The following is an 11,258-nucleotide window of genomic DNA, read 5'->3' as shown; positions in this document are numbered from 1 at the left end:
TATCAAATATAATAGCAATAGTATTTCCATTGCGGCCTGGGGTCTTCCGAACGCCGGCACAAGTCGAAAAGGAGGAGCAGCCTCGTGACCGGTATCGCCGTCATCATCTTGAACTACGACGCGCTCGATCTGACGATCGACTGCGTCGATTCGCTGATCGAAGATTCTCTTCTGCCCAAAGACACGCGAATCGTCGTCGCCGACAATGCGTCTCCGTCGCAGGACATGAAAAGCCTGCGCGAAGCCGCGATCGAGCGTGACTGGGGCGATCGCGTCACTTTGGTTGAACATTCCGAAAATCGTGGCTTCTCGGCCGGGAACAACGGGGCGATCGAGGTCGCGGATGCGTTGTTCGGGCCTTCGCGTCTTTATCTGCTTCTCAATCCCGACACGCGCGTGCGAACCGGCGCTGTGGCGCGACTGGCTACGTTTCTGGACGAAAACCCGAATGCGGGAATTGCCGGATCGCGGCTGGAGGACCCGGATGGGACACCCCAGGCATGCGCCTTCAGGTTTCCGGGCGTCGCCAGCGAACTGGAATCGACCATACGCGTAGGTCCTTTCACCCGCTTGCTCGAAAACTGGCGTGTCGCCCCGGATATGCCCGACCGGCCGAGCCGGATCGACTGGGTCTCCGGCGCGAGCCTGATGGTGAAACGCGAGGTCGTGGAGGCGGTCGGCTTGCTCGACGAGGCCTATTTCCTCTATTACGAGGAACTCGATTTTTGCCTGCGTGCATCCAAGGCCGGCTTCGAATGCTGGCATGTTCCCGAAAGTCGCGTCGTGCATCTCGTCGGGCAATCGACCAACGTGACGAAACGCGACGCGGCCGCAAGACGCCGTCCGGCCTACTGGTTTCACTCGCGCCGGCGCTATTTCGTCAAGCATCACGGACAATTCTATGCGCTTCTCGCGGACCTCGCATGGCTTGCGGGACAGGCCGGCTTTCGTCTGCGGCAACTCGCATCGTCCCGCTCCCGATCCGAGCCACGATTGCTGACCGACTTCATGAGACATAGCTGGCTGAAGGTTTGATCACGATGTCGATGAATATCAGCCCTGCGGACGTCACCGCCGCGACAGGTCAAATCGGGATCGTCGTGATCGGCCGCAATGAGGGTCAACGGCTGGTCGACTGCCTCGCGTCGATTCTCGGCAAGGGGAAGACGACGATATATGTCGATTCCGGCTCCACGGATGGCAGCGTCGCAACGGCCGTGCGAATGGGCGCGACGGTCGTCATCATGGAACGCGGCTCGCAGTTTTCAGCCGCCCGCGCTCGCAATCTCGGGTTTCGGCAGTTGATGCACGAAGCGCCCGAAACTTCCTTCGTCCAGTTCCTTGACGGCGATTGCCAGCTTCAGCCGGACTGGATTTCCGCGGCGGCGACGTTTCTCACTCGCAATCCCAAGGTCGCGCTCGTCTGCGGACGGCGCCGTGAGCGCTGGCCCGAACGCACCGTATATAATGCGCTTTGCGATCAGGAATGGAACGGTCCGCTAGGCGAGATCGATGAATGCGGCGGCGACTTTCTGGCGCGTGTGGACGCCTTTCGTCAGGTCGGCGGCTTCAATGACGGCCTTATCGCAGGCGAGGAACCCGAACTTTGCATTCGGCTTCGTGAAAGAGGCTGGCGCATATTCCGGATCGCCGAGGAAATGACCCGTCACGACGCCGACATTCTTCATTTCTCCCAATGGTGGCGACGGACCGTGCGTGGCGGCCATGCCTTCGCACAGATCGAGGCCATGCACCGGGCATCTCCGCAACGCCTTTGGCGGCGCAACGTGTTTCGGGCTTTCTTTTGGGGCGGGCTTGCACCGGCCCTCCTCGCATTGGCGCCGATTGCCGGCGGGTGGGCGCTGCTGGGCCTGCTCGCCTATCCGCTTCAGTGGGCACGGCTGGTCTTTCGAAGACGCGATTTTTCACGCTTCGGACTCGCAAGCGCCGGTTTGCTCGTCATCGGCAAGCTTGCCGAACTGCAAGGCATTGCGACATTTCACCTGTCGGCGTTACGCCGCCGCGATCCACTCCTGATCGAATATAAATGAGGCGGAGCGAACGTCAGATCCGCTTCATTCGGCTGCGCCGTATCTGGCCGACGAGGAGCTGGAACAGCGGAACGACGGCGAGGGTGTAGCGCCGCCACAGGCGTCGCGGTTCGCTCATCAGCCGATGCAGCCATTCCAGCCCCGCCGCCCGCATCCAGCGCGGTGCGCGCGTCTTCAATCCCACGATGAACTCGAGAGAGGCGCCGACGCATAGCGCGGTTCCTGTGGTGCCCGGACGACGCGACCACGCATGCGCGATCCGTTCCGATTGGGGCGCGCCGATTGCGACGAAGGCGAAGCGCGCCGGCTCTGCCGCAAGAAAGTCGACGCACGCTTCGAACGCGTCGCGCTGGTCGGCAAGCCGCGCCGGCGGGACATGGATACGAAATCTCAGATCCGGGTAGTTCAGGATCATCGCATCCGCGAGCTCCTGATTTGCGACGACCAGCGCCACCGGGTCGCGGGCACGAAGTACGCTCTTGAAAATGTGAGCGGTCAGGTCCGAACCGGTGACATGGTCCAGTCCGCCGTTCAGATACCGCGACATCGCCCATACCGGCTTGCTGTCGCACAAAGACAGCCACGCATCGTCATATATGAAGGCCAGCTTGCTGTTGCGCGAGAGCTTCACGACATGATCGGCATTGGGCGTCACTACATAACGCGCGGGCTGATCGGTCCCGCTGGCGCGCAGCTCATCGAGAACATGCGCAAAACTGACCTGATCGAACGGCATGCCGAGGAATTGCGAACGTCGTGACCGATTTGGTTCACGATCGAATCCAGACAAATCGTCAGCCAGCACCATTTCGATGTATCCGGGAACAGAGAGAAAGTCCCCGAAGCATCGCCGTTGAAGATACGAAATGTTAAGGTATCAAATCTTCCTACGTCTATATCGTTCAATCTAAATCTGGCGACGAATAAACTAACGTCCTCTTTCCCAGGCGAGCCCGACGTCTCCAGCCGGCATGCGAACGACGGCCGCAACGCTTGAGTAGATGATGAATCCCAAAGGGTCGCGCAGGGCAAGCCGTGCAAGCTTTCGAAGTCCGGGTTTCTTTTTTTCGTCGTTTCGGCGCAGTTCGGGAAAGAGCCTCGTCACCTCACGAACGCCTCGGTCCTGACGTCGCCGCACCCGAACGAGATTTCGGAATCCCTCAACCATCGGCCAGTCGAAATATTCGCGAACCGCAAGACGTTGCGGCGGTGAAAATTGCAGCCGGACGAACGTATCGTCCGAGACGATGTCGGGAAACCTCCCCCACTGAGCGCGGCCGGCGGCATTGACCGCGAACAACCCACAGCCGGGAACACCTTCCGAAACGAAAGGAAGCTTTTCCCAAAAACGCGCATACCGGCGCGTTACGAAGCTGCGCGCTTTGGAAATTCGCAGCATGCCGCTCGCATAGACGGGTTCGGGACTGTCCAGCACATCCGCCAGCGCTTCCAGAAGGCCCGGAGCGACCACGACATCGGCGTCGAGATAGATGCGGTTGTCATAGGACGCGTTTTCGTCGCCCACGTTGAGTGCGTTCAGCTTACCGCCCTCGGCGATATCGAGGCTGATCAGCGACCAGTCCCGCGCTCGTGCCTGCTCCGCAAAGCTGCGCGCCACGCCGCTCGTATCGTCGCCGCATCCATTCGCCACGACAACGATCTGGACGGTAAACGGCACCCCGCCCCCGGTCCGCGACGACAAGAGTGCGGAAAGGGCGTTGCCGATCAACGCCGCTTCGTTGCTTGCAGGAATGATGACGCTCAATCCACGCGCCCGCCCGGCAGGCTTCATCTCCGCGTTCCCCGACCACCTGACAAGTCGACTTTATCTATGCGAAATTCTTTCCGAAATAGACCGCACGATCTATATTATGCACGTCACAAAGACGGAGATTTAAGCGAAAAAACCTAAGATGGAAAAATATAGACATATCGATAGTCAGTATAGACCGTTTTTCTCTCTTACCCGGATGTGACCGCGTGAACGAATATCCCTCTGGGACGTAATCGCGCGTAGCGTTTGGGCAGGTAGTACAGATGAGAAACGAATATGCGGCTCAGACCGGCGGCGTAGTTCGACTTCATGCGGCCGACGAGATCGGCAAGCCGCGCGTAGGATCGATATTCTATCTGGCTGCGACCGCCGACGCGATGGTGATCGTCCTGGCAACCGTGGCCTGCTATGCGCTCTACAGCTATTTCGCAGAGCTTCACAACACCCCCGAGCTTTCCAAGTATATTGGAGCCGGCATACTTCTGGCGGCAGGTTTCGTCGCTCAGGCCATGGCGAAAGGCGCTTATCGGCCCATCGAACTTATGCGCGTTCGCAAACAGTTCCTGCGTATTGCTGTCTATGGATCCACATCGATCGGATTTCTCGCCCTCCTGAGCTTCCTGTTCAAGATCAGCGATCAATTCTCGCGCGGCACCGCGCTCATGTTCGTTGTGCTTTGCCCGGCCCTGCTCATCTCGACGCGACTGTTCTGGGCGCACTGGATACCCAGGGCCACCGCGCGGGGACTGGTCCAGCCGCGTCGCATCGTGCTCGTGTGCAAGGCGGGCTATTCCATCACCCGCCTGCGCGAACAGATCGCCGACAGCGGCGTCATCCTGACCGGTGTGCTGACCCTGCCGGAAAATCAGTCGGCGGCACAATGGATGTCGACGACCAATACCATGATCGCCCGAAGCGCCGACGAGGTGCTCGTCGCGTGCGACAGTTCCGACCTGACGTCCATTGGCGAGTTGCTGGCGGAATTGCGTACCATGCCGATGCCCGTGAAGCTCGCGCTGGAGCCGATGATCGCCGACATCATCCGCCAGCCCGCGACGAGAATCGGCCGCCTTCCCGCTGTCGAAGTGCAGCATGCGCCGCTGAGCGGCGTCGAGCATTTCCTGAAGCGCAGCTTCGACATCGCATTTGCCCTGTGCGCGCTCGTTTCGCTCTTCCCGATCTTCATCATAACGGCGTTCGCCATCAAGCTGGAAAGCCGTGGCCCGGTCTTCTTCGTGCAAAGGCGGCGCGGCTGCAACGACGTGACGTTTCCCATCGTCAAGTTTCGAAGCATGAAAGTTCTGGAAGACGGCGACGCGATCATTCAGGCCAGGCGCAACGATGCCCGCGTCACCCGCGTGGGCGCGTTCATACGCTCCACAAGCATCGACGAGATTCCGCAACTGTGGAACGTCCTGCTCGGCGACATGTCCGTGGTCGGACCACGTCCGCACGCCGTCTCGCACGACGACAGCTACGATGCGCTGATTGCGCAATATGCCTTTCGCCGCAACGTGAAACCAGGGATCACCGGATGGGCGCAGATCAACGGCCTGCGCGGCGAGACACCGACCATCGACAGCATGAAGGCGCGCGTCGAACACGACCTGTGGTACATTCACAACTGGTCGCTTTGGCTCGACATCAAGATCATGCTGCTGACGCTTGTTGCGCTCTCCGACCGCAGCAAGGCATATTGAGATCGCGCAACCACGCCGAACTCAGAACGTAATCCTCAGTTTCCCGCAACCGTCCGCAAACGATGCGTCCCCGCCGCAACGGCCCTGCGTCCCGCAGCAAAACGGCTTCGAAGCTGGTGCGGTCGAAGGCGATGGCGACCTCGATATCGGTAAATTCGAGCCAGACTCCGGTGAGCGGGAACTGACACTTGAAGACGCTTTCCTTGATGCTGAAGATCGTCTTGGCTTGAAGCCGCGCCTGACCGGGCGACATCATCCGCATGCCTGCCCGCTCGACCGGTCCGCATATGAGATCGACAAGCGATGCGTCGAGTTCGCCCGCCGCTTCGACATCGACACCAACCCCGGCATAGCTTTGCGAGCGCGCGACCGCCGAGATGGCGAATTCGTCCGTATGGCTGATGGAGCCGACGACGCCCGCCGGCCAGCATGGCGCGCGCGCGCTGCTCGCTGCAATCGCGGTCGCCGTTAGTCCCAACCGTTCAAGAGCAAGATGCGCGCATTGGCGTCCCGCGCGAAATTCGGCGATCCGAGACGGGCAGGCATTGGCGATCGCGGCACGCTCGACCGGAAACAATGGCTGATCGCACATGTCGACCAAGGCCGCTGCAACGGCGACGTCCGCGTCGAACAATCCTGCCGTGTCCATCGCTCAGTGCCGCGCCCCGGCCGTCTGCTGCATGCGCGCGCGCCTCATGGCCGCGCGGTCGGCGACCGAACTCAGCCGCTCGCTCGATGCGGAGCGGTTCGCCAGATGCCCGGCAAGCGCAGCAACCGTCGGAAAGCGGAAGATATCCGTGATCGTGATTTCCGGCGCGATCGAGGCTTTGATATCCCGATGAAGATGCACGGCGAGAAGCGAGTGACCACCGAGTGCGAAGAAATTGTCGGCGAGCCCGATCCGCTCAAGGCCCAGCACGCGCGCGAATGCCTGCGCGATCGCCTTCTCGCGGTCGCCGGACGGCAAAAGCAAAATAGGTTCGACTGTGGCCAGTGAGCGCTCTTCCACTTCCGGCAACCGGGCACGATCGACTTTCGCGTTGGGTGTAAGCGGGAACCGGTCGAGTTCGATGAAGCGCGACGGCACCATGTATTCCGGCAGCGCGGCAGCGACATGCGCACGCAATTGCGCCTGATCGACCGGCGCGGACGCCCGAAGATAACCAATGATGCGCGCATTGCCTCGGGCGTCGTCCCGTGCCACGGCAACGGCTTCGAGAACGCCGGAAAACGACTGCATCCGCGCCTCGATCTCGCCAAGCTCGATCCGGTAGCCGCGCACTTTGACCTGATGGTCGGTGCGGCCGATGAAGCGCAAGGTCTGGCCATCTGGATCGAAGCGAACGAGGTCGCCAGTCCGATAGATGCGTCCATCCGCGAACGGATTGTTCATGAAGCGCTCGCGCGTCAGTTCCGGCCGGCCGAGATAGCCCCGCGCGACGCCGTCGCCGCCGATGCACAACTCGCCCGGCATGTCCGCCGGCACCGGCTTGCCCCTCCGGTCGAGCACGTAGAACTGCGTGTTCAAAATAGGCGTTCCGAGCGGCACGACGCCATCGGTTGCCTCCGCGTGCATGGTCGACGACCAGATCGTCGTTTCCGTCGGGCCGTACATGTTCTCGATGGTCGCGTCGGTGATCGTTCGCAGTTCCGCCAGCAGCGCACCGGACAGCGGTTCCCCGCCGATCATGAGATGGTCGATGGTGCCCATCGCCCGGCGGTTGTCCTCATCCGCCAGAAACATGCGCGCCATTGATGGCGTGCATTGCAGATGCGTGACCCGATGGCGTGCGACTTCCCCTGCAAAGCCGATCGGCTCTTCCACCCGTGAAGCAACGCCATTCAACCGCAAAGCGCCCTTGCCGCATTCGGCGACGAGGCGGGCAAGCGGTTCGAGGCGCGGAAGGATCGCATCCGTCGCGACGCCGAAATCGATCAGGCACGCCACTTCGTCCACCCCGATGGCCTTGAGCTGCGCAATGCGCTCGCGGCAATCCTCGACCGTGCCGAACAGGCCGCTATCCTCGAAATAGCGATGGAACGCGAAGTCGAGGATCGCGTCCATCTCGTCCTCAGCCAGATCGCGCAGATCGATATCCATCGCCTGAGCCACGCCGACAGGTTTCTTGAAGGCCGGGAATGCCCATGCATATTGCTTGATGAGCGCGGCGGCGCTGCGCAGATAGTCCTTCATCGGCTCGCGCGCGAGTTCGCGGACTTCTTCGCGATCCTCGCCCATGAGCGTGTGCAGCATGAGCGTGACCTTGTGAGCGGCCGGATCGCGCCCCTGTGCGGCCAGCGCCGTGCGATAGATCGCGATCTTCTCGCCCAGTTCCTCGATCGACTGTCCGAGCAGATGGGTCAGAACGTTGGCGCCCAGATTCGCCGCTTCGCGGTAGCTTTCCGGATTGCCGGCCGTCGTCAGCCAGACCGGCAGGTCGCGCTGAACCGGGCGCGGCTGCGTGATGACCGAAACGACCTTGTCGCCCATCGGAAACTCGACCGATTCGCCCCGCCACAGCCGGCGCACGGTTTCGATGTCACGGCTGAGCGCCGCCTTGTTGGCGGGCGGTGCGTTTTCCGGCCGCAGCACGAAGTCCTCCGGCATCCAGCCGGACGCGAAGGCAAGCGCGACCCGCCCGTTCGATAGATTGTCGACGACGGCCCATTCCTCGACCACCCGCGCCGGGTGATGCAGGGGCAAAACGCAGCTTCCCGCGCGAATTTCGAGATTGGATGTCACGGCAGCGACCGCCGCACCGGTCACGGCAGGGTTCGGATACGGGCCACCGAAGGCATGAAAATGCCTTTCCGGCGTCCAGATCGCTGTGAACCCGTGCGCGTCGGCGAATTTCGCCCCTTCCAGAAGCAGCCGATATTTCGCCGGCCCCGCGCCATCGTCATTGCCCCAGTAGAACAGGCCGAAATCCATCGACCCGTGCACCGGCACCGAAGCGGTTGCCGGCACGGCCGCCAAGCGGTGCGCGCGATGGACATCGCTTGTATGGATCACGACCTTGAAGCCGCGTGACAGCGTCCAGAAAAGTTCGAGCACGGATATGTCGAACGAAAGGCTCGTCACCGCCAACCACACGGGCTGGCGCTCCGTGCCCAAGGGCACGCGCTGGTCCATCCCGGCGAAGAAGTTGACCACGTTCCGGTGCTCGATCATCACGCCTTTGGGCCGTCCGGTCGAACCCGACGTATAGATGACGTAAGCGAGATTTTCCGGCCGAACGGGCACACCATCGGGCTTGGGACGCTTCGTCGCGACGAGTTCGTGAATATCCAGCAAGGCGACGCCCTGCTTCGTCGTCACCGGCGTCAGATCCCGTTCGGTGAGAATGAAGGCCGTCTCGCTGTCCTCGACCATCATCGCGAGCCGGTCGGTCGGAAAATCCGGATCGAGCGGCACATAGGCGCCGCCCGCCTTCAAAATGCCGAGCGCGCCGATGACGAGTTCTGCCGAGCGCCTGACATGGAGGCCGACGGGCATGTCCGGCCCGACGCCTTTCTCACGAAGCGCGGCGGCCACCGTGTCGGCGGCAAGATCGAGTTCGCGATACGTGATCGACCGGTCATCGAACGCGACTGCAACGGCATCGGGGGTCAGTAGCACCTGTCGTTCGATCAAATCGTGCACGCAGGCATCTCGGTCGTAATCGCCGTCCGTATCGTTGAACTCGACGAGAAGGCGGCGCATCTCCTCCTCGCTGGCCGTCGGCATGTCACCGACGCACATTCCGCCCGCAGCGAAGGCAGCGGCGAAAACGGTCAGACGATCGGCAAGTTCGCGAGCCTTGCCGGGAGAAATGCGTCCAGGATCGCAAATGGCGACCATGCGTCCCTTGCGATCGATGGCGAAGGTCACCGCGCATCCGGGCAATCCCACCGAGCGGGCGGCGTCTGCGGTCTCGACGATGCCGATGGACAAGTCCGGCTGCCGCAGGCCCGGATGCCGAAGAAAAATGTCGCTCAGAAACGTCGACTTTCGTCGCGCCTCGTCGAATGTCCGCGCGAGTGCAGCGCGCAGAGATGCAGCGTCGCCATCGAGATCGATGTCGAGACAGACGGGCACCGACCTCGCGACAAGCCCCCTTAAGGGTGCCGCCATGGCGGTCAGTTCGTCGCTGGAATAAGCAACCGCAAAACGGGAAGCCGCGAAATATCGGGCAAAGAACGCGACGGTCGATGCCAGCATATCGGGCGGCGTCATGCCGTCCGGCATCGCCAGTTCGATCACCGCCGGCGTCCCGGAACCTGCGCCCGCCCATTGCGCGTCGATATCGGCAGCGCCCGCAAGCGACGACAGCCAATAGGCTTCATGGGGTACAACGCGAGCGACGACATCATCGACGGCTCGCAGGAATTCACCGCTCGGAACCGGCAGCGTCCGCAAGGAACCGGCCACGGAAGCGAGACTTCCGCTGCCGTCGATCGCCTGCCCCTCGACGCGCAGCAGCCGGTCGGCTGCCGCCACGATGACGCCGTCGGCATCGACGGCAACCACGGTGCCAGGGGGCTGATCGCTCGGCTGATCGAGCACGGTCAGTTCAGTCAAGGCGTAGATGGTGTCGGCCGCGGCGATCTTCGGCATCACCAGCGGATTCGCGTAGCGCGATCCAAAATCGAGTGCCCGCGAAAGCCGCGAAAGCTCCACCGCGCTGCGGCTGAAATCGATGAGGCCCGCAGCGACTGGCCGAGCCGTCTTGCGATAGGTAACCCGCGCACCTTCCGGCTGCGGCCGGGCTGTCGACATATCCGTTTCGATGCCGGAAATCAGATCGGTGAAGCTCGAAATTCCCGCCTCGAAGCACTTGGCATTCAGCGTCAGAACCGTTTCGTCCGGCGCGATCGAAAATTCGAGTGACGCAAGAATGTCACCCATATCGATGCCGCCCTCCATGTCGTGCCAGGTGACGCCATAGGTCTGCGCGCCCTCCATGATCGCCCAGGACGGCGTGTTGAGGCCCGCATAGCGCGGCAACGGGCCGTCATGGAAATTCACCGCACCTGAACGCGCCTGCCGCAGAATGTCCTGCGGGATTACGCGCAGATTGGCGATGCTGAAGAACCAGTCGAACGAAACCCCGCGAAGCTGCTCGCCAAGCCCCTCCCCCCAGTCACGCACATCCAGGTTTTGGCTTTGCGCCCAGTCGCGGATGGCAGGCGCGTCCGTCATCACGAGCGCGATGCGATGTCCGCGCTGAAGCAGAATTTCGCCGCATTGGGCAAGAAGCGATTCCTCGCCTGCGAGAACGACCGCGATTTCCCTCATGTCTCACGCCCCGACGCTATAGTCAAAATCATGCTCAAGAAAAGCTGCGAACATTTATGTCGGAGGCAAGCATCCATTACCATTAATCGTAAGATTTACTCTGCATGATCAATGAGCCGGACGGGAAGCCATGCGATAGTGTGCGCACACGCCGGAACTGGTGAACGCCACGGGCATCGGCTACCATCGCGCGGAACCAGGCGGCAGGACTGAAAGAATGGATGCATCGGTTTCGGATGATTTGACCCGTCTCGTCCGACCGGTCAATAAACTTGAACGTTTGTGGACCTTTACGCCGAGCGACGCGTCGCTTCTCTGGAAGCTGCGGCGTATCTGGCGGTTTTCCCGCAGACGACGCGCCCGGCCCACGCACCACGTCCTGAAGCCTGTATTTCAAGCGCCGCGATGGAACATCTGTTTCCTATTCTCCCCGCAGGGTGATCTTTCCGCATCGC

7 protein-coding genes are annotated in these 11,258 nt (G+C 61.7%); 3 read left to right on the top strand and 4 right to left on the bottom strand.

Features of this window, described 5'->3' with window-relative positions; genetic code table 11:
* Positions 1 to 84 precede the first annotated feature (84 nt).
* Positions 85 to 1,035 carry a glycosyltransferase family 2 protein gene (locus GTW25_RS14935; RefSeq protein ID WP_252913034.1) on the top strand — a complete coding sequence of 317 codons (951 nt, stop codon included), beginning with the start codon at positions 85 to 87 and terminating at the stop codon, positions 1,033 to 1,035.
* 5 nt (positions 1,036 to 1,040) lie between these two features.
* Positions 1,041 to 2,051 carry a glycosyltransferase family 2 protein gene (locus GTW25_RS14930; RefSeq protein ID WP_252913032.1) on the top strand — a complete coding sequence of 337 codons (1,011 nt, stop codon included), beginning with the start codon at positions 1,041 to 1,043 and terminating at the stop codon, positions 2,049 to 2,051.
* 13 nt (positions 2,052 to 2,064) lie between these two features.
* Here the strand turns inward: GTW25_RS14930 and GTW25_RS14925 are convergent, their stop codons facing one another.
* Together GTW25_RS14925 and GTW25_RS14920 are read right to left on the bottom strand one after the other, a co-directional pair.
* Complete coding sequence (locus tag GTW25_RS14925; protein WP_252913031.1) at positions 2,065 to 2,787, bottom strand: WecB/TagA/CpsF family glycosyltransferase; 723 nt, start codon at positions 2,785 to 2,787, stop codon at positions 2,065 to 2,067.
* Between the two features lie 192 nt (positions 2,788 to 2,979).
* On the bottom strand, positions 2,980 to 3,843 hold the full coding sequence (locus GTW25_RS14920; RefSeq protein ID WP_252913030.1) for a glycosyltransferase: 864 nt from the start codon (positions 3,841 to 3,843) through the stop codon (positions 2,980 to 2,982).
* A gap of 245 nt (positions 3,844 to 4,088) precedes the next feature.
* Between GTW25_RS14920 and GTW25_RS14915 the strand changes: the two genes are divergently transcribed.
* Positions 4,089 to 5,525, top strand: a complete 1,437-nt coding sequence (locus tag GTW25_RS14915) for an undecaprenyl-phosphate glucose phosphotransferase (RefSeq protein WP_252913028.1) — start codon at positions 4,089 to 4,091, stop codon at positions 5,523 to 5,525.
* On the opposite strand, the gene GTW25_RS14910 is transcribed toward GTW25_RS14915, so the two are convergent.
* On the bottom strand, positions 5,476 to 6,159 hold the full coding sequence (locus GTW25_RS14910) for a 4'-phosphopantetheinyl transferase family protein (RefSeq protein WP_252913026.1): 684 nt from the start codon (positions 6,157 to 6,159) through the stop codon (positions 5,476 to 5,478). The genes GTW25_RS14915 and GTW25_RS14910 overlap by 50 nt on opposite strands.
* An 18-nt stretch (positions 6,160 to 6,177) precedes the next feature.
* Positions 6,178 to 10,803 (bottom strand): MupA/Atu3671 family FMN-dependent luciferase-like monooxygenase, encoded by a 4,626-nt coding sequence (locus GTW25_RS14905; RefSeq protein ID WP_252913024.1) that lies wholly within the window; start codon positions 10,801 to 10,803, stop codon positions 6,178 to 6,180.
* Positions 10,804 to 11,258: the final 455 nt, after the last annotated feature.

It is taken from the genome of Aliihoeflea aestuarii (genome assembly GCF_024105665.1).
GTDB classification, from domain to species: domain Bacteria; phylum Pseudomonadota; class Alphaproteobacteria; order Rhizobiales; family Rhizobiaceae; genus Aliihoeflea; species Aliihoeflea aestuarii.
The sequence above is the reverse complement of the archived record's forward strand: the minus strand, read 5'-3'. Positions and strand labels throughout refer to the sequence as shown.

Bases quoted from the DNA above. Each gene is read 5' to 3' on its own strand.
- GTW25_RS14930 (WP_252913032.1), top strand. From the start codon at position 1,041: ATGTCGATGAATATCAGCCCTGCGGACGTCACCGCCGCGACAGGTCAA.
- GTW25_RS14925 (WP_252913031.1), bottom strand. From the start codon at position 2,787: ATGCCGTTCGATCAGGTCAGTTTTGCGCATGTTCTCGATGAGCTGCGC.
- GTW25_RS14920 (WP_252913030.1), bottom strand. From the start codon at position 3,843: ATGAAGCCTGCCGGGCGGGCGCGTGGATTGAGCGTCATCATTCCTGCA.
- GTW25_RS14915 (WP_252913028.1), top strand. From the start codon at position 4,089: ATGAGAAACGAATATGCGGCTCAGACCGGCGGCGTAGTTCGACTTCAT.
- GTW25_RS14905 (WP_252913024.1), bottom strand. From the start codon at position 10,803: ATGAGGGAAATCGCGGTCGTTCTCGCAGGCGAGGAATCGCTTCTTGCC.